Source organism: Confluentibacter sediminis (assembly GCF_003258355.1).
In the GTDB taxonomy this organism is placed as follows: Bacteria; Bacteroidota; Bacteroidia; order Flavobacteriales; family Flavobacteriaceae; genus Confluentibacter; species Confluentibacter sediminis.
In genome coordinates this window covers 330,361-355,610 of the sequence record NZ_QKPO01000004.1, presented here as the reverse complement: position 1 = coordinate 355,610, position 25,250 = coordinate 330,361, and the positions used below count along the sequence as shown (strand labels likewise).

22 protein-coding genes and 1 pseudogene are annotated in these 25,250 nt (G+C 31.7%); 11 read left to right on the top strand and 12 right to left on the bottom strand.

Annotated features, from left to right (window positions below; translation table 11 throughout):
* Positions 1 to 228: 228 nt before the first annotated feature.
* The 4 genes and pseudogenes from DKT72_RS18360 to gyrA all read right to left on the bottom strand — a co-directional run.
* Positions 229 to 765: pseudogene (locus DKT72_RS18360) on the bottom strand (IS982 family transposase); the annotation flags it as partial.
* A 293-nt stretch (positions 766 to 1,058) separates the two neighbouring features.
* Positions 1,059 to 1,943 (bottom strand): DUF8428 domain-containing protein, encoded by an 885-nt coding sequence (locus tag DKT72_RS04975; protein WP_111307603.1) that lies wholly within the window; start codon positions 1,941 to 1,943, stop codon positions 1,059 to 1,061.
* A gap of 258 nt (positions 1,944 to 2,201) precedes the next feature.
* The gene (locus tag DKT72_RS04970; RefSeq protein ID WP_111307602.1) at positions 2,202 to 3,443 is read right to left on the bottom strand and encodes a tetratricopeptide repeat protein; all 1,242 of its coding nucleotides are present in this window, start codon (positions 3,441 to 3,443) and stop codon (positions 2,202 to 2,204) included.
* 19 nt (positions 3,444 to 3,462) lie between these two features.
* A complete protein-coding gene (gene gyrA / locus DKT72_RS04965) occupies positions 3,463 to 6,018 on the bottom strand; it encodes a DNA gyrase subunit A (RefSeq protein ID WP_111307601.1) in 2,556 nt (851 codons plus the stop codon).
* 261 nt (positions 6,019 to 6,279) lie between these two features.
* Between gyrA and DKT72_RS04960 the strand changes: the two genes are divergently transcribed.
* From DKT72_RS04960 to DKT72_RS04940, 5 genes are all read left to right on the top strand, one after another.
* Entirely contained in the window at positions 6,280 to 8,829 is a 2,550-nt protein-coding gene (locus tag DKT72_RS04960) for an ATP-dependent Clp protease ATP-binding subunit (protein ID WP_111307600.1), read from the top strand.
* Positions 8,830 to 8,948: 119 nt separating this feature from the next.
* On the top strand, positions 8,949 to 9,503 hold the full coding sequence (locus DKT72_RS04955) for an RNA polymerase sigma factor (protein ID WP_111307599.1): 555 nt from the start codon (positions 8,949 to 8,951) through the stop codon (positions 9,501 to 9,503).
* Positions 9,504 to 9,514: 11 nt separating this feature from the next.
* Complete coding sequence (locus DKT72_RS04950) at positions 9,515 to 10,084, top strand: hypothetical protein (RefSeq protein ID WP_111307598.1); 570 nt, start codon at positions 9,515 to 9,517, stop codon at positions 10,082 to 10,084.
* Positions 10,062 to 11,150, top strand: coding sequence for a hypothetical protein (locus DKT72_RS04945; protein WP_111307597.1), 1,089 nt, complete (start codon positions 10,062 to 10,064; stop codon positions 11,148 to 11,150). Before DKT72_RS04950 ends, DKT72_RS04945 begins: the two co-directional genes overlap by 23 nt.
* A 25-nt stretch (positions 11,151 to 11,175) precedes the next feature.
* Positions 11,176 to 11,910, top strand: coding sequence for a head GIN domain-containing protein (locus tag DKT72_RS04940; protein WP_111307596.1), 735 nt, complete (start codon positions 11,176 to 11,178; stop codon positions 11,908 to 11,910).
* 50 nt (positions 11,911 to 11,960) lie between these two features.
* Here the strand turns inward: DKT72_RS04940 and DKT72_RS04935 are convergent, their stop codons facing one another.
* Positions 11,961 to 13,346 carry an MFS transporter gene (locus tag DKT72_RS04935; RefSeq protein WP_111307595.1) on the bottom strand — a complete coding sequence of 462 codons (1,386 nt, stop codon included), beginning with the start codon at positions 13,344 to 13,346 and terminating at the stop codon, positions 11,961 to 11,963.
* Positions 13,347 to 13,403: 57 nt separating this feature from the next.
* Positions 13,404 to 14,234 (bottom strand): M48 family metallopeptidase, encoded by an 831-nt coding sequence (locus DKT72_RS04930; protein ID WP_111307594.1) that lies wholly within the window; start codon positions 14,232 to 14,234, stop codon positions 13,404 to 13,406.
* A 141-nt stretch (positions 14,235 to 14,375) separates the two neighbouring features.
* Here DKT72_RS04930 and msrB (DKT72_RS04925) point away from each other — a divergent pair, with 141 nt between their 5' ends.
* Genes msrB (DKT72_RS04925) through DKT72_RS04915 form a run of 3 tightly spaced genes read left to right on the top strand, consistent with a single transcriptional unit; the run spans position 14,376 to position 15,794 of the window.
* Positions 14,376 to 14,852: a peptide-methionine (R)-S-oxide reductase MsrB gene (msrB, locus tag DKT72_RS04925; protein WP_111307593.1), complete on the top strand. Its 477-nt coding sequence runs from the start codon at positions 14,376 to 14,378 to the stop codon at positions 14,850 to 14,852.
* Positions 14,849 to 15,247, top strand: coding sequence for a peptide-methionine (R)-S-oxide reductase MsrB (gene msrB / locus DKT72_RS04920; protein WP_111307592.1), 399 nt, complete (start codon positions 14,849 to 14,851; stop codon positions 15,245 to 15,247). Before msrB (DKT72_RS04925) ends, msrB (DKT72_RS04920) begins: the two co-directional genes overlap by 4 nt.
* Positions 15,240 to 15,794 carry a DUF1572 family protein gene (locus DKT72_RS04915; protein WP_111307591.1) on the top strand — a complete coding sequence of 185 codons (555 nt, stop codon included), beginning with the start codon at positions 15,240 to 15,242 and terminating at the stop codon, positions 15,792 to 15,794. The genes msrB (DKT72_RS04920) and DKT72_RS04915 overlap by 8 nt, the downstream gene beginning before the upstream one ends.
* 3 nt (positions 15,795 to 15,797) lie before the next feature.
* Here DKT72_RS04915 and DKT72_RS04910 read toward each other — a convergent pair whose 3' ends face one another.
* Complete coding sequence (locus tag DKT72_RS04910; RefSeq protein WP_111307590.1) at positions 15,798 to 17,081, bottom strand: NAD(P)/FAD-dependent oxidoreductase; 1,284 nt, start codon at positions 17,079 to 17,081, stop codon at positions 15,798 to 15,800.
* Between the two features lie 106 nt (positions 17,082 to 17,187).
* On the opposite strand from DKT72_RS04910, the gene lpdA reads away from it, so the two are divergent.
* A complete protein-coding gene (lpdA, locus tag DKT72_RS04905; protein WP_111307589.1) occupies positions 17,188 to 18,564 on the top strand; it encodes a dihydrolipoyl dehydrogenase in 1,377 nt (458 codons plus the stop codon).
* Positions 18,565 to 18,629: 65 nt separating this feature from the next.
* On the opposite strand, the gene DKT72_RS04900 is transcribed toward lpdA, so the two are convergent.
* Positions 18,630 to 20,699: a tetratricopeptide repeat-containing sensor histidine kinase gene (locus DKT72_RS04900; protein ID WP_111307588.1), complete on the bottom strand. Its 2,070-nt coding sequence runs from the start codon at positions 20,697 to 20,699 to the stop codon at positions 18,630 to 18,632.
* Complete coding sequence (locus DKT72_RS04895; protein ID WP_111307587.1) at positions 20,696 to 21,400, bottom strand: LytR/AlgR family response regulator transcription factor; 705 nt, start codon at positions 21,398 to 21,400, stop codon at positions 20,696 to 20,698. The genes DKT72_RS04900 and DKT72_RS04895 overlap by 4 nt, the downstream gene beginning before the upstream one ends.
* A gap of 156 nt (positions 21,401 to 21,556) precedes the next feature.
* Here DKT72_RS04895 and DKT72_RS04890 point away from each other — a divergent pair, with 156 nt between their 5' ends.
* Complete coding sequence (locus tag DKT72_RS04890) at positions 21,557 to 22,138, top strand: DUF4082 domain-containing protein (protein ID WP_111307586.1); 582 nt, start codon at positions 21,557 to 21,559, stop codon at positions 22,136 to 22,138.
* A gap of 220 nt (positions 22,139 to 22,358) precedes the next feature.
* Here DKT72_RS04890 and DKT72_RS04885 read toward each other — a convergent pair whose 3' ends face one another.
* The 3 genes from DKT72_RS04885 to DKT72_RS04875 all read right to left on the bottom strand — a co-directional run bounded on the left by DKT72_RS04885 (position 22,359) and on the right by DKT72_RS04875 (position 24,093).
* The gene (locus tag DKT72_RS04885; protein ID WP_162623241.1) at positions 22,359 to 22,799 is read right to left on the bottom strand and encodes a hypothetical protein; all 441 of its coding nucleotides are present in this window, start codon (positions 22,797 to 22,799) and stop codon (positions 22,359 to 22,361) included.
* A 253-nt stretch (positions 22,800 to 23,052) separates the two neighbouring features.
* Positions 23,053 to 23,469, bottom strand: a complete 417-nt coding sequence (aroQ, locus tag DKT72_RS04880) for a type II 3-dehydroquinate dehydratase (RefSeq protein ID WP_111307584.1) — start codon at positions 23,467 to 23,469, stop codon at positions 23,053 to 23,055.
* A gap of 75 nt (positions 23,470 to 23,544) precedes the next feature.
* Positions 23,545 to 24,093 (bottom strand): hypothetical protein, encoded by a 549-nt coding sequence (locus DKT72_RS04875; RefSeq protein ID WP_111307583.1) that lies wholly within the window; start codon positions 24,091 to 24,093, stop codon positions 23,545 to 23,547.
* A 224-nt stretch (positions 24,094 to 24,317) separates the two neighbouring features.
* Between DKT72_RS04875 and xerD the strand changes: the two genes are divergently transcribed.
* Positions 24,318 to 25,214: a site-specific tyrosine recombinase XerD gene (gene xerD / locus DKT72_RS04870; protein ID WP_111307582.1), complete on the top strand. Its 897-nt coding sequence runs from the start codon at positions 24,318 to 24,320 to the stop codon at positions 25,212 to 25,214.
* Positions 25,215 to 25,250 lie beyond the last annotated feature (36 nt).

Sequence of the window (25,250 nt, the reverse complement as noted above, 5' to 3'; positions counted from 1 at the left end):
AACACTGATAATCATACAATTAACAGTGTTTTAATACTTCCTATTTCTAGGTTCGTCGGGGTGGCAGAAGCCTATCACCTACTGCAAAATACTATATACCGATTATTTACAATATCAAAAAACAATTTGTTAGCCGATTTGTTGATGGGGTTATAAATGACCTCAAAATAAATTACTTTTCTTACTGGTTTTATAAAGATAGTTTATTAGATAACCTGTAAGTGCATGAATTAAATTAACTTTCAGATTATTTATATTTCTCTTGAGGATGAATTTATTCGAATATTGTATAGTCCGTTAAAGTGGTTATTTTAACAAGAATCCTTGTTTTAAAACCTTTAAAAGATTTAGCATAATTTCGTCTAATCATAAACTGGTCACATAATTGTGAGAACAAAGTTTTTATTCGTCTTCTGAATTTTCTAAATCAATAGAACTGCTGTTTATAATCTTTTTGGTTGATTCTTTTAGGGGTTTCTAATTGAATATTTACCTCATTAAACAAATCAAGCTGAATGCTTTGAGAAAGATAACCTCTATCTCCAAGTAGCACACAATCTGATAATTGTGATTTTATATCTTTTAGGTAATGAATGTCATGAACCGAAGCAGGGAGCAAATCAAAACTTAAAAAGCTCCCTGCTAGTGAACATACAGCTAACCGTAATTGAGAAGCACAAAATCCTTCATTTGGTAGAGAACAGTCTTCTTCTTACATATTTTACTTCTTGAACAACGAGTTATTTTACAAACTTCTAAAGGCATCTATCGATTACAAATAATTTTCAAATTCATTAAGGATGATTTTCCATGTTTTGAGTGAATTCTTGCTGAAAACCATCCAATTTACAAAGAATCCTGTAACTTTACCTCTAAACATTTGAGTGTTTTTCTTATCCATTATTCACGTTCAATAGTAAATATTTAAAAATGGACACATAAATATAGTATGAACTGGAATAAAACACCTCAACTCGTCTTGGTTCTTTGTGTTCTTGCATAAAAAAGCCTGAAAGACTATGTCTTTCAGGCTTTTTAAAGTTAATTGCTTTAATATATTATTTCAAAGTAAATTCTGAAGTAGAAACTAAATCTTTTTTATTAAAAACATTTACCGTATAACGTCCTTTCGCAAAATCGTTTGATCCTTTTGATGCTACAAATTCACATACATTAAGATTATCATTTTCATAATTAAATTTGCTAATGATACTATAGTTTAATGTTTTTTCTCCAAAGCTTATTTGCTCATTCAATCCCAAAGTGTTGTTTTTTGGGTCTATGACTTGAACATACAATTCTTGATCTCCTGATTGTACCAATTTGTTTTTTGCAACAGTAAAACATACTCTTATTTTATCTGTACGACTAGCTCTTTCAGTAGGAATTAATTTTCCAGATGTTCTTTCAATCACACCAAACCCTTTTAAACCAACAGTTCCTAAGACAGATGCATTTTCAACAACTTCAGCTAAAGCTGTATTTTGCACTAATAATGAATCCGAAAACATGCTACGCTCTTCCAAACGAACCCTTGTGCTATCTAAAGAAGTCGCTAAATATGAATTACTTACTCTTAAAGAATCATTTTGAGCCATTAAAACATCCATTTCTTTTTGTAATGAAAGATATTGACTTTTATATTTCCATAAACTTTTTACGTTAGTTTCAGAAATTTTCAAAGAATCTATTAAACTTTGAATACGCCCTCTTGCTTCAATTAAATCTTTATTAGCAACTTTATTTTCGCTTATAGCAACATCATATTGTTTTGCCATAGCATTTAAATCGTTCATTACTAATTGTTTTTCTTCACTTAACTCTTTTTGAGTCTCATTAGTGGTCTTGTAAAGATTCATTGTATAAAAACCAGTTGCTAAAAATAGCACCAAAGCAATTCCTAGACCTATTTTTAATCCCATACTACTTTTGTTGTTTTCCATGATTACTTGTTTTTTGTTGTACGTGTTTACTTTATTTTTGTCCGTTATTTTTTTAATTTGGAAGTTGAATATTATTCCCCTTAACTTCCATTTTAATTATATACGAACAACTTAAAAATATAGATGTTTTTATATATATTTTTTTGAACTATAATTAATTTTTATGTTAAATATTTTTTGATAATTAAATAATAGAAATAAAAAAAGGGGCAAATACTTGCCCCTTTTTTTTATTTACATAATAATAAAAGCTACCATCTAGTTTAACGAATCAACTTTAGCTTTCATTTCTTTATATTTTTCAGTTTCTCCTAAAACGCTATAAATATTCATTAACGTCGTAGCTGCACTAACATTTTTGGAATCTATTGCCAAAGCTTTTTCTAAATAAGGTATAGCGTCAATATAGACCGTCTTACGAACTTCGATTAACTCATCATATCGTTTATTGTCTTTAGCAGAATTTCCTAAACCATTCATTTCTTCAATGATGACTTTCTCTTTTTCTAATATTAATGCTGCAGAATTAATATATGCATTGGTATACTGAGGATCTAATTGAATTGTTTTGGCATAATATTTTTTTGCAGCTTCGGTATCACCAGCTTCTGCAGATAATACCCCTAAATTATATTGAAGTTCGGCATTATTTGGATCCATTTCAGTCGCTTTTTCCAGAAGTTTTTTAAACTCTTCGGTCTTGCCCATTTTATAATAAATATTAGCTTCAGACAAAATTAAATTAATATCATTTGGACTTTCAGATCTAGCATCTTTAATGGCAGCAATCGCTTTTTCATCATCACCTTTTGAAACATAAATAAGAGCCACATTTTTAACAATTTCAGGTTTTTTTGATTCTGTCATACGCTCACCTGGATTTGTATGTGTCCCTGATTTTACATATAAATCCCTAGCAGGTTTATCTAAAATATCTTCCTCGCCTGTTTCTTTGTTTGTTGCATAATACTGCTTCTCTATACCAGTATATCCTAATTTTTTAAGTTCTTCATACAAAGCTAAAGCTCTATCATACTCTGGAACATTTACAGCTGTAACCGCTGCATAATATAAGAACAAGGTGTCTTTTTCACTTAATCTGTATGCTTTTTCAAAATACTTAGATGATGTCGAAAAATCTTTTTTCTCGTAAAAACCATTTCCTTTAGTTATGATGCTATTAGCCATAGTCTGTCTCAATTGATTACTTTCAGCAATATAACCCCCTTGTACTTTTCCTAAACTTTCAATAGCAGCATCAATATCTGCCATGCTTCCCGCACCTCCGGCATATAATGCTTGGGCATTTAAATAATAGTATTGAGCTTTCATTTTTTCATCCATAGCAGACATTAAACTTTCTGCTTGCTTTAATGCTGATTTAGCTTCAGCATAATTGTTTCCTTTAATAGCTTTTTCTACGGCTTTCAATTCTTTTTTTTGTGCAAATGAAAATGCGCTAATTGAAATTGCAAAAGCTATGATAATCTGTTTTTTCATTTTTAATAATATTTAGTTTTTAATTTTCACTGTTATTTTCGTCTATATTAATATCAAGAGTTGTGCCATCAGTGGTACCATCATTATCAACAATATTTTCATCCACATTATCTTCATCATGCATTACTTTAGCAACTGCTGCAATAGAATCATTGTTTTTTAAGTTTATCAGCTTAACACCTTGAGTAGCCCTCCCCATCAATCTCAAATCTTGAACAGCTAAACGAATGGCTATACCGGATTTATTGATAATCATTAAATCATCACTATCGGTGACACTTTTAATGGCTACTAAATTACCGGTTTTTTCTGTTATAGAAATCGTTTTCACACCTTTCCCTCCTCTATTTGTTATTCTGTAAACAGGTTCTCCATCTTCCGGATCATCAATATAGGTACGTTTACCATAACCGTTTTCTGAAACAACCAATACGGATTCTTCTTGTGGTTTTTCAATGGTAATCATTCCTATGACTTCATCTTGTTCATTGGCAAGGGTAATACCTCTTACTCCTGAAGCACTACGACCCATAGGTCTTGTTTTGGCTTCTTCAAACCTAACAGCTTTACCAGATTTAAGAGCCAACATGACTTGGCTATTACCTGTTGTTAACCTTGCTTCTAATAAAATATCATCTTCTTTAATCGTAATGGCATTTATACCATTGGTTCTAGGCCTAGAATATTGTTCTAATAATGTTTTTTTAACTTGACCTTGTTTGGTTGCCATAATGACATAGTGACTATTTATGTAAGCTTCATCTTTAAGATCTTGAGTACATATAAATGCTTTTACAGCATCATCTTGCTCTATGTTTATTAAATTCTGAATAGCTCTACCCTTTGAGGTTTTACTACCTTCTGGAATTTCATAAACACGCATCCAGAAACATTTTCCTTTTTGAGTGAAGAATAACATGTATTGATGATTTGTACCAACAAATAAATGTTCTAAGAAATCTTCATTTCTGGTAGTTGATGCTTTTTGACCAACCCCTCCTCTATTTTGAGTTTTGTATTCTGATAAAGATGTACGTTTTATATAACCAGCATGTGAAATCGTAATAACCACTTTTTCATCTGCAATCATGTCTTCAATACTTAAATCACCTCCAGCATATTCAATATTGGAACGACGCTCGTCGCCATATTTATCCCTTACAACCACTAATTCATCCTTAATAATTTCCATTCTTCGCTCTTTCTTTTCTAAAATATCTTTTAAATCAAGAATGGTTTTCATCAATTCTTCATACTCAGAACGAAGTTTATCTTGCTCTAAACCTGTAAGTTGACGCAAGCGCATTTCAACAATGGCTTTGGCTTGTATCTCGGTAAGTTCGAAACGTTTTATTAGGTTTTCGCGGGCTTCATCTGCATTGGAAGATGCTCTAATAATAGCAATAACTTCATCAATATTATCTGAAGCAATGATTAATCCTTCTAAAATATGAGCACGTTCTTCCGCTTTGCGTAATTCGTAAACAGTTCGTCTTACAACAACTTCATGTCTATGCTCTACAAAATAATGTATTAATTCTTTTAAGTTTAATAGCTGTGGACGCCCATTAACAAGTGCTATATTATTAACACTGAAAGACGATTGTAATGCAGTGTATTTGTATAATTTATTAAGAACTATGTTAGGGATGGCGTCACGCTTTAAAACGTACACGATACGCATGCCGTTTCTATCCGATTCATCACGAATGGTAGCAATACCTTCCAGTTTTTTTTCATTCACCAAATCAGCAGTTTTTTTAATCATTTCTGCTTTATTGATTTGATAAGGAATTTCAGTTACAATGATACACTCTCTACCTTGAACTTCTTCTATAACGGCCTTCCCCCGTAAAACGATTCTACCTCTGCCTGTATGAAATGCTTCTTTAACACCATCATAACCATAAATAGTTCCTCCAGTAGGGAAGTCTGGTGCTTTAACATGTTTAATTAACTCGTCTATTTCAATATCATTATTTTCAATATACGCAACAATGCCATTAACCACTTCCGTTAAATTATGAGGAGGCATGTTAGTTGCCATACCAACGGCAATCCCTGATGCGCCATTAACTAAAAGACCTGGAATACGAGTTGGCAATACAGTCGGTTCATGTAAAGTATCATCAAAATTTAACTTATGGTCTACAGTTTCCTTTTCAATATCTGCCAACATGTCTTCTGCAATTTTCCGCATACGTGCTTCAGTATAACGCATTGCCGCTGGGCTATCTCCATCTATGGAACCAAAATTTCCTTGCCCATCAATTAACATATAGCGTAAACTCCACTCTTGAGCCATACGAACCATAGCATCATATACCGATGTGTCCCCATGAGGGTGAAACTTACCTAAAACTTCACCAACTATTCTTGCTGATTTTTTATGTGCCGTGTTTGCTCTAACTCCCAGTTCGTGCATACCAAAAAGTACACGTCTGTGAACAGGTTTTAAACCATCTCTTACATCTGGTAGCGCACGTGACACAATGACTGACATTGAGTAATCAATGTAAGCCGATTTCATTTCATCTTCAATGTTAATAGGGATCAATTTTTCTCCTTCTGCCATAGATATTTAATTAAGTTTTTATGAGTATTTCAAAACGTGCTAATATAAGCATTTCAATAGTTAAAGAAGGTGTTTTTACCCTACTTTTTCGTAGTTTTTATTAACAATCAACCAATGCTTTTTCGTTAATAAGTATGCTGTTAAAAGTTTTGATTTTATAAACTTTTTTTCGTCAATTAGCAGCTCACAGTCATTATTAAGGCATAGTTTTTGCCCATAGTAAAATGTTTTAGTATTTTTATTGCAGAAAGAAGGTATTTTATGGACGATAATTTTTCACCAAGAGTAAAAGACGTAATAGCTTACAGTAAAGAAGAAGCCCTTCGTTTGGGCCATGACTTTATTGGAACAGAACATTTAATGCTTGGCTTATTGCGTGACGGAAATGGCAAGGCTATTAATATTTTAAATGCTCTTGATATAGACTTGAATCATTTAAGACGTAAAGTTGAAATATTAAGTCCTGCAAACCCAACCATAGCTGTATCTTCCAATCAAAAAAAGAATTTACATCTTACTAGGCAAGCTGAACGGGCTTTAAAAACGACGTTTTTAGAAGCTAAACTTTTTCAAAGCACGTCTATAAATACAGCGCACCTCCTTTTATGTATTTTAAGAAATGAAAACGACCCAACTACTAAACTTTTAAATAAGCTTAAAGTTGATTATGATAATGTTAAAGAACAATTCAAGTCTATGATAACAAATGACAATAATTTTATAGAACCAAAATCTGAATCTTTTCAAGATGATGATTCACATAATGACGATGACCTTACAAAAGATAATCTCTTCAATAACCCAACTGGAAAAACTAACAAAAAATCGAAAACCCCTGTTCTCGATAATTTTGGGCGTGATTTAACAGCTCAAGCAGAGGAAGGGAAACTAGATCCTGTTGTAGGTAGAGAAAAAGAAATTGAGCGCGTTTCTCAAATATTAAGTAGACGGAAAAAGAACAACCCTTTACTCATCGGAGAGCCTGGGGTTGGTAAATCTGCTATCGCTGAAGGACTTGCCTTAAGAATTGTAAAACGCAAAGTATCACGTATTCTTTTCAATAAACGTGTGGTGACTCTTGATTTAGCAAGCTTAGTTGCTGGCACAAAATACCGTGGACAGTTTGAAGAGCGTATGAAAGCCGTCATGAACGAACTGGAAAAAAATGATGATGTTATTTTATTTATTGATGAAATACATACTATTGTTGGTGCTGGAGGTGCTACAGGAAGTTTAGATGCTTCTAATATGTTTAAACCCGCATTGGCAAGAGGCGAAATTCAATGTATTGGGGCAACAACACTGGATGAATACAGACAATATATTGAAAAAGATGGTGCTTTAGAACGTCGTTTTCAAAAAGTCATTGTAGAACCTACCTCTGTTGAGGAGACCATCGAAATTCTTAATAATATTAAAGGAAAATATGAAGATCATCATAACGTAGACTATACCCCGGAAGCTATTGAGGCGTGTGTAAGGCTTACAAATCGTTATATGACAGAACGTTTCTTACCAGACAAAGCTATTGATGCTTTAGATGAAGCAGGTTCCAGGGTTCATATTATAAATATTGAAGTTCCTAAACAAATACTAGAGCTAGAAAAACAACTGGAAGACGTTAAAGAAACTAAGAATTCTGTAGTAAGAAAACAGAAATATGAAGAAGCAGCTAAACTTCGTGATGATGAAAAACGTATTGAAAAAGAATTAGCCTTAGCTCAAGAAAAATGGGAAGAGGACACCAAACAACACCGTGAAATAGTCACAGAAGATAATGTAGCCGATGTGGTCTCTATGATGACCGGAATTCCTGTAAACAGAATTGCACAAACAGAAATCAATAAACTTGCGGAGTTGCCAAACCTTATAAAAGGTAAAGTGATTGGTCAAGACGATGCGGTGGCTAAAGTTGTGAAAGCTATTCAACGTAACCGTGCCGGTTTAAAAGACCCAAACAAGCCCATTGGTTCATTTATATTTTTAGGTCAAACCGGTGTTGGTAAAACACAGTTGGCTAAAGTATTATCTAGAGAATTGTTTGATAGTGAAGATTCTCTTGTTAGAATTGATATGAGTGAGTACATGGAGAAATTTGCTATTTCACGATTAGTTGGAGCACCTCCAGGATATGTTGGTTATGAAGAAGGTGGTCAATTAACTGAAAAAGTAAGACGTAAACCATATGCTGTGATATTGCTTGACGAAATCGAAAAAGCACATCCAGATGTTTTCAATATGCTATTACAAGTACTTGATGATGGTTATTTAACTGATAGTTTAGGTAGAAAAATTGATTTTAGAAATACCATAATTATCATGACCTCTAATATTGGTGCTAGAAAACTTAAGGATTTTGGAAACGGTATTGGATTTGGAACCATGTCCCAAAAAGAACAAGAAGATGCCAATGCTAAAAGCGTTATAGAAAATGCTTTGAAAAAATCGTTTGCTCCAGAGTTTTTAAATAGAATTGATGATGTGGTTGTATTCAATCCTTTAGAAAAAGAAGACATCAACAAAATTATTGATATCGAATTAAAAAAACTGTTCTTAAGAATTAAAGATTTAGGCTATATTTTAGAATTAAGTGATTCTGCCAAAGATTATATAGCAGACAAAGGTTTTGATAAACAATATGGTGCTAGACCACTAAAACGTGCCATTCAAAAGTATGTTGAAGATGCTTTAGCGGAAGAAATTATAACCTCGCATTTACAAGATGGAGACAAGATTTTTATCGATTTAGATAAAACGACTGATGAACTTAAAATAAAAGTTGAAAAAGCTGAAAAGCCTACCGAATCTTAAAATTCATTTAGTCTATAAATTTATAAATCCTACTTTCTAATCAGATAGTAGGATTTTTTTTTGTAAAACTGTAACAAATAAAAACCTTTATAATCTTTAATGTATAATTTGATTTTTTGATGCCAACCACATTAAACATTGAACAACTTATACAGCTATGTATATCTGGAAACCAATCTGCGCAATTGGAAATTTATAACCGATATTATAAAGCTATGTATAACACATCAGTAAGAATTGTAAAAGACAGTTTTGAAGCTGAAGATATTATGCAAGATTCATTTTTAAAAGCATTTACAAAGTTAGATACTTTAAAAGAAGCATCTATGTTTGGAGCTTGGTTAAAACGAATTGTGATAAATAAAAGCATTTATCACTACAATAAAAATCTGAAAAAAAACGAAACATCTATAGACGATGTTTTGTATAAAGTTGAAGATATAAGCACCAATAATGACAGCGATTTTAACTATACAAACCTAAAAGCGCAACAAGTTATAAATACCATGCGACTTTTAAAAGATTCTTATAGAATTGCTTTAACCCTTAATTTAATTGAAGGTTATGATTATGAAGAAATCAGCGACATCATGAATATTTCTAATGCCAATAGCAGAACCCTCATTTCTAGGGCAAAAGAAAGTTTAAGAAATAAATTACAAGTTACATATTAAGAAAAGAGCATATGAATAAAGATAATATAGACCAATTATTCAACCACTTAAAAGGAGATTTTGATGTTGAACAACCAAACATCGAACATACAAAGCGATTTTTAGATAAACTTAATAATCAAAGTAAACTAAAAATGGTTAAGGGTAATACCAATCAATGGCACCGTTTGTTTAAACCTTTAATCGGTGTGGCTGCCTCCATTATTTTGTTAGTTGCCCTTTTCATTGGCTTTCAAGAAAAACCTAAGGAGAGAGGTTTGGCTAGTGTTTCGCCTAAAATGGCACAAACTCAAGACTTTTTTACAAATTCCATTAATGAAGAATTAAATAAAATCAAACAAGAGTCTTCACCAGAAGTTCAACAATTAATACAAGATGCTTTAAATCAAATTAAAATTCTTGAAAAAGATTATGACACCTTAAAAACAGATTTAAATGAAAGTGGTGATGACCATAGAGTTATTTATGCCATGATTTCAAACTTTCAAAACAGAATAAACATATTACAAAATACCATCAATCAAATAAAAATCGTAAAACAATTAAAAAATCAATCACATGAAACTAGCACTACAATTTAAAACATTACTAATACTGTTATTAGTTCCCTTATTTGTCTTAGCCAATACAAACCATAAAGACAAACACACCAAAAACAAAACCATTAAAAAAGAATTTTCAGTAAATAAATACGCAACTCTAAAAGTTAGTAATAGTTATGGAAATGTTGATGTCGTCACCTGGGAAGAAAATAAAATTTCAATTGAAGTGTCCATCACCACTTCTGGAAATGATGAAGAAAAGGTACAGAAAAAATTAGATGAGATAACTGTAGATTTTGAAATATCAGAAAATTATGTGTCAGCAAGGACTAATTTTAATAGTAATAAATCTAAATCTTGGTTTAATTGGGGAAACAATAATAATGTAAATATGAAAATAAATTACCTTATAAAACTCCCTATTACTAATAATGTAGATTTAAATAACGACTATGGCACCATCACCTTAGACAAGCTTAAAGGACATGCTAAAATAAATTGTGATTATGGCAAAATAATCACTAAAGAATTGTTGGGTGATAACAATACATTATCTTTTGATTATACAAGAAACTGTTACTTTGAATATATAAAAAATGGCAAGATTAATGCAGATTACAGTGAGTTTACGGTTTCAAAAACCAACGATTTAGAGATTAATGCAGACTATACAGATTCTAAAATTGAGATATCCGAAAACATAACCTATAATTGCGATTATGGTAAAATGAATATAGGAAAAGTTAATAATGTAAATGGTAATGGTGACTACTTAACGACCATAATTGGAGATGTTTATAAAAATGTAGCTATCAAAGCAGATTATGGCTCCATAAAGATTAATAGAATGGCAGAAAATGCAGGAAACATCTCAATTAACTCAGATTATGTAGGCATCAAAATAGGATATGCCCCTAGTTATAGTTTTAATTTTGATATAAATTTAGACTACGGAAATTTAAATGGTGATAGTGATTTCGAATTCACTAAAAAAATCATAGAATCATCTAGCAAGCATTATATGGGGTATCGTGGTACTAAAGCATCTGGCAATTCCATCAACATAACATCAGATTATGGAAGTTTAACGTTTTATAAAAATTAATCATCAAAAATAAAAAATCAATCAAATGAAAACATCCATCAAAAAACAAACAGTATTATTTATCGCATCTATACTTTGTATAACCACCTCAAACGCACAGTGGAAAAAAATTAAGGGCAACGGTAACGTGACCACAATAACAAGAACAACATCGGAATATGATGGCATTAAATGCGTAGGATCTTTTGATTACATTTTAGTAAGTGGTAGTGAGGGTCATATTAAAATTGAAGGTGAAGAAAATTTATTAGACTATATTATCACGGAAACAAAAAACAATACGTTAATTGTAAAAGTAAAAGAACATGCAAATATTAGCCCAAGTGAAAATAAAACCATCAAAGTAACGATTCCTTTTAAGGAAATAAGTTCCGTATCACTTACGGGTTCTGGCGATTTATGGAACAATGATATCATAAATGCATCCAATTTTGATGTCTTGTTAAATGGTTCGGGAGATGTTACGATAGACATACAAGCTACATCAGTGAAAGCGAACTTATCTGGCTCAGGAGATTTAAAATTAAAAGGACAAACTTCAAATTTAGAGGCTAAACTAACTGGTTCTGGAGATTTTAACAGTTTCAATTTACAAGCAAATAATACAGACGTTACAGTTGCTGGCTCTGGAGATGCTAAAGTGTTTAGTACAGAAAAGTTAAAAGCAAGAGTTGCAGGCTCTGGAGATATTGTTTATAAAGGAAATCCGAAAAAAGAGGACACTAAAGTTGCCGGTTCTGGAAGTATCAGTAATAATTAATTGAAAATTAATGCATAAAAAAAGCAACAATACATGTATTGTTGCTTTTTTTATGCATTTTGCTTAGGCACTCTAAACAATAAAATAATTCCTGCTAAAAAAAATACAACTAAAAATAGAATCCCATTTCTCATACTTCCAGTTATTTGGTCTATAGTAGCAAAGATACCCATACCTATTACAATTCCTATTTTCTCGGATACATCATAAAAACTAAAATAAGATGTCGTATCCTTTGTGTCTGGTAAAAATTTAGAATAGGTCGATCGGGCTAACGCTTGAATGCCTCCCATAACTAAACCAACTAAAGATGCTGCTATATAGAATTGGAGAGGCGTTTCCATAAAATAGGCATAAAAACACAACGACATCCATATAAAATTAACAAAAATCAAAGTTTTGATATTTCCAAACTTTGCTGAAGCTCTTGAAGTTAAAACAGCTCCAATTATGGCTACCAATTGAATAATTAAAATACTACCTATAAGCCCTGTGGTTTTTTCAGAAGATCCTCCCCAAGCAATTTCTTCTTCTCCAAAATAAACAGCCACTAACATAATGGTTTGAACGGCCATACTAAATACAAAAAAAGCATATAAATACCGTTTTAATCTTAAATCTTGCTTCAATTGAATCCAAACCAATCTTAACTCTTTTAATCCATTAAAAACAATCGCTTTCGTCACTTTATGGCCAGATGAAGTCCCTTTTGGTAGCCAATAGAATGAATATTGACTAAATAATGCCCACCATACACCTACCGTAATAAAAGAAACCCTCATGGCTTCAAAAGACGCTGCATTTTTAGCTGCCGTCATGGCTTCTTGTATATCTGCTTCAGTCCCCGTTTTGTTTATAGTTTCAGAAATACTAATATCAAATCCAAAATATTGAGGAAAAAGTACCATTCCTAAATTCAATAGTAATAAAATAACACTTCCAATATATCCTAATGAGAATCCTTTGGCACTAACCCTATCTTGTTGTTCTGGAAATGCTATATCCGGCAAGTAGGAATTATAAAAAACCAAACTCCCCCAATAGCCAATTAATCCCATAAAATAAAACAATAGGCTTAAATGAATTTTATCCGGTGAAATATCAAACCAATACAAACCAATACAACCAATACTCCCTAAATAGCAAAAAAATTTCATAAAATTTTTCTTGTTACCAACATAATCGGCAATTCCAGACATTATAGGAGAGGTAAAAGCGACCACTAAAAAAGTAAAAGCTGTTACAAAAGTAATTAGTGCTGTACTTTTAAATTCTATTCCAAAAGCAGTGACAACTTTTACATCGCTTAAAAATAATGCGGAATAAAAAATGGGAAAAATAGACGAAGCTATAGTAAGGGCATAAACAGAATTTGCCCAATCGTAAAACGCCCAAGCATTTAAAAGCTTTTTGTTTCCTTTTTCTAAAATTGTCATATTAAAAAAGCTGCTCTTTTATAAGCAGCTTCAAAAGTAATTAAATATTTTATATGACTAGAATTTTCCTAATGGTCTAAAAGAGGTTACTCCAAACTTTTTTGCTTCCTCTTTGGCAGCAGGTGCTAATTTTGTTAGCTCTGCAATTCGGGAATCGTTAGATGGATGCGTACTTAAAAACTCTGGTGTCGATTGTCCTCCACTATTAGCTTTCATACGTTCCCATAATCGAGCAGCTTCATCCGGATTGTAGCCCGCAATTGCCATTAAATATAACCCTATTTTATCGGCTTCAGACTCATGATTTCTACTGAAAGGCAACATCACCCCAACTTGTGAACCAACTCCATAAGCTTGATTAAACATGTTTCTAGTTTGTTCATCTTTAATGGCCACATTTCCAGCAACAGCACCTAATTGTTGTAACATACCCGCACTCATACGCTGCTGCCCATGATTTGCTAAAGCATGAGCTACCTCATGCCCCATAATAGCAGCAATTGCTGTTTCATTTTGTGCAATTGGTAAAATACCCGTGTAAAACACTATTTTTCCACCAGGCATACACCAAGCATTTACGGTTTTATCATCCACTAAATTATATTCCCATTTGTAATCGGCAAGATAACCTTGATGTCCATTGGCATTCATCCAACGCTCTGTAGCGGCTTTAATACGCTCTCCTACTCTAGTAATCATTTCAGCATCTTTTGTACCTTTAACAACTTTATTCTCATTTAAAAATTGATTATATTCAGCAAATGAGGAAGGAAAAATTTGAGAGTTAGGTACTAATGCCAATGTTGACTTTCCCGTAAAAGGATTCGTTGCACAAGCTAAAACTAGCAGGAATACTGCTAAAACTATAAATATGTTTTTATGTTTCATTATTATATCTTTTAATATGTGATAAAATTACAAAAATCGTTCCGTTTGAATATTACATTTAAAATTTTCTTTATTATATAATTTTTATTATTCTCGTTATGTTTATGAATTATTTTCGACTGAACTAAAAAATAAATTTTCATGAAAAAAATATTAATATTAAGTGCTATAATAACCCTAATGAGTTGCAACAGCAATGCTCAAAAGAAAAACAAAACAGACAAGGTTACCAATAAAGTGACTAAAACGGACGCCGGGTGGGAAGCCCAACTTACAGATATGGAATATTATGTATTGAGGCAAAATGGAACAGAACCTGCTTTTTCAAGCCCTTTGAACAAAAATTATGCTGAAGGGACTTATGTTTGCAAAGGTTGTGATACACCACTCTTTAAAAGTGAACACAAATTTGATTCCGGTACGGGATGGCCAAGTTTCGATAGAGAAATTAAAGGGAACGTGGCTTTTTCTAATGGTTCAGATTATTATGGTAGAGAAGAGCATTGTGCTGTATGTGGGGGACATTTAGGTCATGTTTTTAATGATGGTCCAAAAAACACTACTGGCAAACGTCATTGTATAAATGGTGTTTCTTTAAAATTTATCCAAAAAAAATGAGTAACTATAAAATAAATAAAACAGAAGACGATTGGCGTAAACAACTTTCTGATGAAGAATTTAGGGTTCTAAGACAAAAAGGTACTGAAAGACCACATTCAGGAAAATTTAATCTTCATTTTGAAAAAGGAACTTATGTGTGTGCGGGCTGTCATCAACAATTGTTTGAAAGCAACAGTAAATTTGATGCACATTGTGGTTGGCCAAGTTTTGACAAATCTATAAAAGGAACAGTTGATTATGTTTTAGACAAAAGCCACGGCATGATTAGAACCGAAATTGTTTGCTCTAATTGTGGTGGTCATTTAGGTCATGTTTTTAATGATGGTCCAACGGAGACTGGTACTAGATATTGTGTAAATTCGGTAAGTATAGATTTTGAAAAAAATGAGTAGTAGTTTTTTAACAAGTGCTATAAAACAATTTGAATATTATAAGAGCTTAGGAGATAAGACTTTTAATCAACTTACTTTTAAAGAATTGCAAAAAGAATTTATCGAAGACTCTAACTCCATTTCTATAATTGTTAAACATATGGTTGGCAATATGTTGAGTCGTTGGACTAACTTTTTAACTGAAGATGGTGAAAAAGAATGGCGACAACGTGATGCGGAATTTGAAGATACGTACAAATCTAAAGAAGAACTTATTACAGATTGGGATAAAGGTTGGTGTTGTTTATTCCATGCTTTAAACGAATTGACCGCAACTGATTTAGAACGTATTGTTTATATTAGAAATCAAGGTCATACGGTAATGGAAGCCATTAATAGACAACTATCCCATTATCCATACCATGTTGGTCAGATTGTGTTTTTAGGAAAACTAATAAAAGGCAATCAATGGCAATCGTTATCCATACCAAAAGGAAATTCAAAAAGCTACAATGAAGATAAATTCAGTAAAGAAAAGGGCAAACGGCATTTTACGGATGATTTGTAGACATTAGCTTTTTAACTTCTTCTTAAAAGGTCGTATAATTAATCTGGCTTCCCTATCAAAACGAATATAATTGTAAACCCAATTTACAAATACAACCATTCTATTTCTAAAACCAATCAAAAAAAACAAATGAACAAACATCCATACATACCAAGCGAAAACTCCTTGGAATTTAAAATTCTTTAAATCTACTACCGCTTTATTTCTACCAATGGTAGCCATGGCACCTTTATCTTTATAAACAAAAGGTTTCATAGGTTTTTGTTCAATGAACCTAAGCAAATTCTCCCCTAATTGTTCGCCCTGCTGAATAGCAGGTTGTGCCATCATTGGTAATCCTTCCGGAAATTCTTCATTAACCATACAAGCGATATCTCCAACTGCAAAAACATTACTAAACCCTTTCACTTGATTGAATTCATTAACTAAAAGGCGATTACCTCTTGTCATTAAATCGGCCGCGTCCAAGCCTTTTATGGTAGCCCCCATAACCCCTGCAGCCCAAATTAATGTAGCCGTTTCAAAGGTCAAATCGGAGTTTGTTGTGACTGTTTTTCCATCATAATTAGTAACCCTTACATTCTTCCAAACATTTACTCCAAGCTTTTCTAAAAAATCCTCCGCTTTTTGGGACGCTTTATCACTCATACCTTTTAAAATACAATCACTAGATTGAATGACATGTATTTGTGCCAAACGCGTATCTAAATCTGGGTAATCTTTTGGCAAAATACCTTTCTTAATTTCAGCTAAAGCACCTGCTAATTCAATACCTGTTGGCCCTCCTCCTACTATCACAAAATTCATAAGGGCATTACGTTCGTGTAAATCTGAAGTCAATAAAGCCTCCTCAAAATTTTCAAGAATCAAACTTCTTAAATTAAGAGACTGTGGTATGGTTTTCATGGCCATACTATTTGCTTTTATGGTTTCATTTCCAAAGTAATTAGTTTTAGAACCCGAAGCAATTACCAAATAATCATATTTAAGCTCTCCAATATCCGCAATAATCTTATTATTTGTAGTCTCTATTTCATCTACATGAGCTAGTCTAAAATGAAAATTAGGAAAATCTTTAAGTATTTTACGTATAGGGTAAGCAATAGAATCTGGTTCTAAGCCACCTGTAGATACTTGATATAATAAAGGTTGAAATGTATGATAATTATGCTTGTCTAATAATACAACTTGAACTTCTTGTTTGGATAATTTTTTCGCTAGTGAAATTCCAGCAAAACCACCACCAATTATAACTATTCTTGGGTAACTTGTTCTTGGTATGTTCATATATGCTTCCTTACCTTACAAAGGTAATATAAAGATGGAAATTTATAGAATTCTAAAACCTTTATTCAAATTCGATTTTGTAAATTTGTCACTTAAAATTTAACACATGAGTAAATACGATATTATTGTTCTTGGAAGTGGTCCAGGCGGGTATGTAACAGCTATTAGAGCGTCACAATTAGGCTTTAAAACAGCCATTATTGAAAAGGAAAACCTTGGAGGTGTATGTTTAAATTGGGGTTGTATTCCAACGAAAGCGTTGTTAAAATCTGCTCAAGTTTTTGAATATTTAAAGCATGCAGGTGATTACGGGCTTTCTGTTAAAGAGTATGATAAAGATTTTGATGCTGTTGTGAAACGTAGTCGTGGTGTTGCTGATGGAATGAGCAAAGGTGTTCAGTTTTTAATGAAGAAAAACAAAATTGATGTTATTGAAGGTTACGGAAAACTTAAAACTGGAAAAAAAGTGGATGTTGATGGCACTGAATATAGTGCCGACCATATTATTATAGCTACTGGTGCACGTTCTAGAGTCTTGCCTAATTTACCACAAGACGGAAAAAAAGTCATTGGCTATAGAGAAGCCATGAGTTTGCCTAGCCAACCTAAAAAAATGATTGTTGTTGGATCTGGAGCTATTGGTGTTGAGTTTGCATATTTCTATAACTCTATGGGAACTGAAGTAACTATTGTTGAATATTTACCAAACATTGTTCCTGTTGAAGATGAAGACGTTTCTAAACAATTAGAACGTTCTTTCAAAAAAAGTGGCATTAACATTATGACTTCAGCTGAAGTTACAAAAGTTGATACTTCTGGAAATGGTGTAAAAGCAACTGTAAAAACCAGTAAAGGTGAAGAAGTTCTGGAAGCTGATATCATTTTATCTGCTGTAGGCATTAAAACAAATATTGAAAATATTGGTTTGGAAGATGTAGGTATTGTAGTAGATAGAGATAAAATTTTAGTTGATAAATTCTATAAAACAAATATACCTGGTTATTATGCTATTGGAGATGTAACGCCAGGACAAGCATTGGCGCACGTGGCATCTGCCGAAGGTATTTTATGTGTTGAAAATATTGCTGGCATGCATGTGGAAGCTTTAGATTATGGAAATATTCCAGGTTGTACTTATTGCTCACCTGAAATTGCCAGTGTAGGTTTAACCGAAAAGCAAGCGAAAGAAAAAGGGCTGGATATTAAAGTGGGAAAATTCCCTTTCTCCGCTTCTGGTAAAGCTAAAGCCGGAGGAAATGCTGATGGTTTTGTAAAAGTTATTTTTGATGCCAAATATGGAGAATGGTTAGGCTGCCACATGATTGGTGCTGGTGTAACCGATATGATTGCTGAAGCTGTTTTAGGTAGAAAACTGGAAACTACAGGACATGATGTTTTAAAAACAGTTCATCCACATCCTACTATGAGTGAAGCAGTTATGGAAGCAGTAGCAGCTGCTTATGATGAGGTGATACATTTATAGATAAGAGAATAATCTAAATAAAAAAGGCTGTCCTTACTTTTTGGACAGCCTTTTTTATATAAGATTTAGAAGTTTCTCATTTTTAAAATAAAAGTTGTGCCTTCTTTAACTTTAGAATTGACCGTGATTTTGCAATCAATTGCTTTTGCTAAATCTCTAATTAAGTGCAACCCTAAGCCAGTTTTAATTCCGACAACTTCTTTGTCGTCATACAATGCTTTAAATTTTTCGTCTGATGCTCCTTTTCCGTTATCAGAAATAGACAAAAATGATTGATTATTTTCTTGCCAAGCTTTCCAGATAATTGTTGGATTTTCAATTTTATCTAGAGCTTTAATGGCATTTCCTGTTAAGTTTCGGATGATCGTTTTTAGATAATTTTCATCCGTATTGATTTGTACATTTTGTGTATTCTCAAATGAAATATGAACTTTCTTTTCACTGGAAAAATGAGCTTTAGTGTCTTCAAATAAAGAATTTATGGCAATTTCTCTAGGTTGAGGTTTAAAATTTTCCATTTGGCTTTTACTCCATTGCAAGATGTCTTCCATGGCGTTTAAAAGATTTTCTGCTCCAGTCATTGTTTTATCTTGCATACGCTTGGTACTTTCTTCATCGAGTAATTCCGGGCTTTCTTTTTGAAGTTGTAAAAAGAAAATAAGATTAGCCACCGGACCACGTAAATCGTGATTTAAAACACTAAAAAATCTAGTTTTAACCTTGTTTGCTTCATTGAGTTCTTGATTTAAAAGCTGGAGTTTTTCATTAATTTTTTTGCGACTTCTACTTTGATAAAAAAGTAAACTTCCAATAATAATCAATAGGAAAATACCTATAATAAAATAGAATTTTTGCTTGTTGGCCGTTTTTATTTGAGTATTTTTGTTTTGTATTTCTTGCTTTTTCACCTTGTTTTGATACTTGGCTTCTGCATTGGCTATACTCTGCTTAGCAGATTCTTGTAATATTTCCTCATTGCTATCACTGTAAATGGTATTGTATTTATAGGCATTTTGCCATTCACCTATTGCAGCATAGCTTTTAGATAATAATTTATTTATTTTGATATAATGTTCTTTATCAAAATCCAATGCAAATCCCGATGCTAACATAAGCGTGTTTATAGCGTTCTTGTAATCTTTTTTTTGGTAAAGCAACCTCCCATAAACCATATTTGCCTCCATTAAAATTTCTTCATCATTCGATTTTTTTGCATTTGATATTGCTTTTTCAGCATAACTAAAAGCAGCACTCAATTGTTTATTATTGAGATAATATTCGGCCATAAGTCGATTTGCATAACTGATATTGAGATGTAGCGAATCATTTCTACTAACTAAATTATAGATCTCTGTGTAATATTTTTTTATGCTATCCTGTTGATGTAAATTGGAATAGCATTGTATATAAAAATCGTATAAATAAGCTAAACCGCTTTTTGAATTATTAATATACGGTTTTGCATAATTAGTATATTCAATAGCTTTATCAAATTGCTTCATCTTAATATAACTACTAGCAATTTGCTCATAAGAAATTCCAATGTTGTCACTATTGGAAATATCTCTTTTTGGGAATTTTTTACGAAACTCGATTGCTCTTAATTTAAAATGAATAAACTTTTCATAATCAGAATTATCTAAATAATATTCTCCTAAACTTCCATTTAAAACGCCTAGTGTATATGTGTTTTTTGTAGTATCAATTATCTTTTTTATGACATTAATAAGTGTATCTCTTTTTTTAAATTCTTTAACAGAATAATATAAATAGTTCAACCGCATTAAAGCATCTGTTTCTGATTTTAAATTCTTTGATTTTTTTGCGTAAAATAAAGACTTTTCATAATTGATAATGGCATCTTTATAAAGGTTGTTATTATACTCGTAACCATAACCTTTATAGAAATAGAATTTTGCTAAATACAGACCATTATATCCAGCAAGAGCAATGCCTTCATTTGATATTTTAATTAAATGTTGGTACTCTTCCGTATTAGTAGCGACTTCTCCACAATAATCATCCCAAGCTTGTAGTTTCTCTTTTTGGGTATTATATGTCGAAAGAATTGGTTCTTGCTGTCCAAAAGAGAAATAGGTGATACACGTTAAAATTAATATAAGATATTTTCTCATAGAATCGTGTTTATACTATTCTTATAGCTTCTACCAACAGGAATAGAAACATTATTTTTCAATACAATTTGTTGGCTTCTAATTTTTTGTATAAACTGTTTTTGAACCGCATAACTTCGGTGAACCCTAATGAACGATTGAAATGCTTCTTCTTGTAAAATCTCTCCCAAATTAGATAAAACACAATGGCGTTTATCCTGGGTAACTAAAATGGTATAATTTTTTAAAGCCTCCATATATAAAATTTCATGAAGTTTAACTTTTATTTGATCATGTCCTGTTTTTACATAAACAGTATCTCCACCGATGCTTGATTCAAATAAACTTGCTTTTAAGCGAACTTCCATAAATTCTTCAATGCGTTTTACAGTTTGTTCGAAACGAGGAAATTTAAATGGTTTTACTATAAAGTCTAGAGTTTGTAGCTCAAATGTTTCTGCAGCATTCTCTGAATGAGATGAAATGAAAACGCATACTGGAATAGAAGACACTTTTTGACGTAGCTCAATCCCTGAGGCGCCATGCATTTGAATATCTAAAAAAGCAATTTCTATGGTGTTCTTGTTTAAAAAGACCATTGCTTCTTCAGCCGACTCAAAAACACCCACAATATTTAAAATAGGAAATCTTTTAGTGTATGAAACGACTACAAGCCTATCCATTTCGTCATCGTCAACAATTATACAGTTAAAAGATTTCATTGCTTTATTTATTTTCAAATTCAAATATAAGTGTTTCAAACAAACTTGTGATTCATATATTTAAAACGTCGTTCGTCCTTTTTCGTTTTTTAATTATTTTTTTCATTAAGACCTTCGCGGAGTAAAACCTACAATTAACTTAATAAAAATTTAAAAATGAAAAAATTAATTTTAAAATCAGTCCTCATAATTTTTGTAAGCGTCACTTTATTTTCATGTAGTAAAGATGACGATGGTCCTAATTATCAAGAAGAAAATTTTTTAGAAGGGTATCTTAGTTCAACAGACTTCAATCAAAAAGTAACAGATTATATAAACTCAGGCAGTTACGAATTTGGTTTAGAATTCACACCACTAGTTAATGGTGTAATTACTTCTATAAGAGTAGAATTACCAGATACAAATCCTTCTTTAAAAGTGACCATTTGGGATAAAGAAGCGGGAACAGTATTGAAAACTGAGATCGTGAATGTAGCAAGCGCTAATACTGTTTACAATTTTGATATTGTTGATTTAGATTTAACAAAAAACAAAGAATACACCATCACTATGAATTCAGATGATTGGTATAAAAGAGAGAAAACAGATGGAATTAATGCCACTTACCCAATAACTGTAGGGAATATAAAAATAAATAATTATAAATGGGGCAGTGGAAATTTACAAATATATCCAGGGAATAAATCATTGAATTATTTTGCGGGTGATATATCTTTCAATTTTAAGCAAACAGAATAAAATAATTATTAATCGAGGGATTTTTAATTATTGAAAAAAGGCTGTCCAAAAGTAAGGATGGCCTTTTTATTTATACATAAAGAGCAAAATTTTTATTTGCTCTATGAAATCAAATGATATAAAAAAGCTATCGAGCAGCAAATTAAAATACCAACTATAATAATTTTTCTGGTTTAATGCTTAAGTTTAAAAAGGGAACGTCAATGATCCTTTTTGCTGTCTAAAATTTAAATTTTGCTCCTACTCTGTAAAGAACATAATCACCCCCGCTATTTATTGTAGGATTTACAATATTTGGAGTCGTGCTTTTTTTAAAATTATAATCTACTCTTCCTTCAAGAGAAAAATCTTCTGTGATATTATACTGATAGCCAAAAGTATAAAATAAAGAGACATCATCTATGCTACCATTTATTTTTAATACATTTACTTTTGTTCCTAATAAAAAACTGTGATTATTATTTAGCCTATATTTTATCAATAAAGGATATTCTATTAGAGTTTTACTATTAATAAGATTATCATGACTCCTTTCTTGCATTTCCATTCTAAAAAACCAATTGTTATGCACGTTATATTCAGAGAAGTAACTTCCATAAAACCTCGGTGTATCTAATATGTTAACGTCATCTGTAACACTAAAAGAATCAGTTACATTCATCCTCTCTTGAGATATTATTAAATTAGAAACCAGTAAAGCAGAAACAAATAATATTCTTATCATTAATCAAGGAAGAATTAGAATATTACAAATCTATTCCCTAATCTTAAAGGATTACACAATAATATCATAAAATTAACCTAGAAGAATGTTAAAATATGATGAAGTGATTGATTTATAGACTTGTTGTATTTTTAGACTTAATTAGACATATTAATCCAAAATGTCTAATAATATGTAAATCGAAGAAATCTTATAAAAAGCTTTGAATCGCCAACTCATAACTCTGTAACCCAAAACCAAGAATAACGCCTTTAGCATTTGGTGAAATGTAAGAGATATGTCTAAATTCTTCTCTACTAAATGTATTCGAAATATGAACTTCAACTACTGGTGCTTCTATTGCTTTTACGGCATCGCCAATGCCAACGGAGGTATGAGTGTATGCAGCTGCATTTAAAATTATGCCATCGCAATTAAAGCCAACTTCCTGTAACTTATCTATTATCTCTCCTTCTATATTTGATTGAAAATAATCAATTTTTACCCTAGGATATTTATCTTTAATCGTTTGAAGAAATCCTGTAAACGTTAAACTTCCATAAATAGCTGGTTCACGTTTTCCTAATAAATTTAGATTGGGACCGTTAATGATGATTAGTTTTTTCATGCAGTAAAAATATTAAAAAAAAGACGTAAAAAAACCGAAATTAACACTTCGGTTTTATAATATTTTTATTTTTTATTAGAAATGTAAAGCAAATCCAATACGTGCTTGAAAAACACCTTCATCAGTAGCTTCTTCATTTAAAGATAAGCTATATCTTAAACCAGGCTCAATACTTACATTGTTGCCTAAAAAGATAGCATAGCCTCCTTGTAAACCTAACCACAATGGATTCTCATCTGCATCTTTTATGGTTGCACCAGTTACATCAATCTGAAGAGGAATCATACTCAAAATATAATATTTAGCTCCTACTTTATATGTAAAGATAGAAGTGAAATCTAAATCAGTATATCCCAAACCAGCTTTAATAGCCAAATCATCCATCACGAAATAACCTCCTTCAGCACCAACAGACCACGTTGTGTTACCATCAAAAGAAGATAATCCAAAACCCGTATTAGCCGAATGTTGAAATAAACTTGATTCAGAAAAAGTAGAAAAACCTGTATTAGCTTCAATTAACCATTTACCTTTAGATGTCTGTCCACCAACTGCTTCATCTTGAGCATTTACTTGCGATAATCCGAATACTGCAATTGCAGCACTTAACAATAGTTTTTTCATAATAAATTTGATTTTAATTATTGATTATATGACAAAATAAATACATAAATTTTAAACATACCTCATAAATTCATCTTGTATTTTATATATTTTTTTATTATGTATATAAAAGACTACATTAATATTTTGGTTATCAAGTAGTTAAAATATAGGATGTTGTTGTTTAAATTTTATCAATTTTGCAAATAGCAAGCAAACCATTAATTTATTTTATTTTTACATCTATGAAATGGCAAAATGCACTTAAGGATTATCAACTGTATTTAAAGATAGAACGAGGTCTATCAAAAAATTCTATTGATAATTATGCATTGGATGTCAAGAAATTGATTCTTTATCTAGAAAATAATGACATAGCCTTATCCCCTATTTCAATTACTTCTGAAGTTGTTCAACAATTTATCTACGAACTAGCTAAAAAGTCTAACGCCCGCTCGCAATCTAGAATCATATCAGGATTACGGAGCTTTTTTAGTTATTTAATTTTTGAGGATTACAGAGAAGATAATCCTTTAGAGCTTATTGAATCGCCTAAAATTGGCATGAAGCTTCCTGATACCTTAGCTGAAGAAGAAATAGATGCCCTTATAAATGCCATAGATTTAAGCAAACCCGAAGGAGAACGAAACAGAGCCATTCTGGAAACATTATATGGTTGTGGACTACGTGTCAGTGAATTGGTAAACCTTAAATTATCTGATTTATTTTTTGATGAGGGATTTATTAAAGTGACTGGGAAAGGTGACAAACAACGTTTTGTTCCTATTGTTGAAAGTACCCAAAAATATATTAATATTTATAAAAAGGAAGTCCGTTCTCATATAAAAATACAATCTGGTTTTGCAGATACTTTGTTTTTAAACAGACGAGGAAAACAACTTACCAGAGCTATGATATTTACTATTATCAAACAATTGGCGGAAAAAATTGGGCTTAAAAAAAGTATTTCACCCCATACTTTCAGACATTCTTTTGCCACCCACCTACTTCAAAACAATGCTGACTTAAGGTCTATACAATTGATGCTTGGTCATGAAAGTATAACTACTACGGAAATTTATGTCCATTTAGATAAAAGCCATTTAACTAAAGTGGTTCAAAAGTACCATCCTAGGAAGTAATTGTTAGTTAAAACTAAACTTTTTAACTTTTTAACT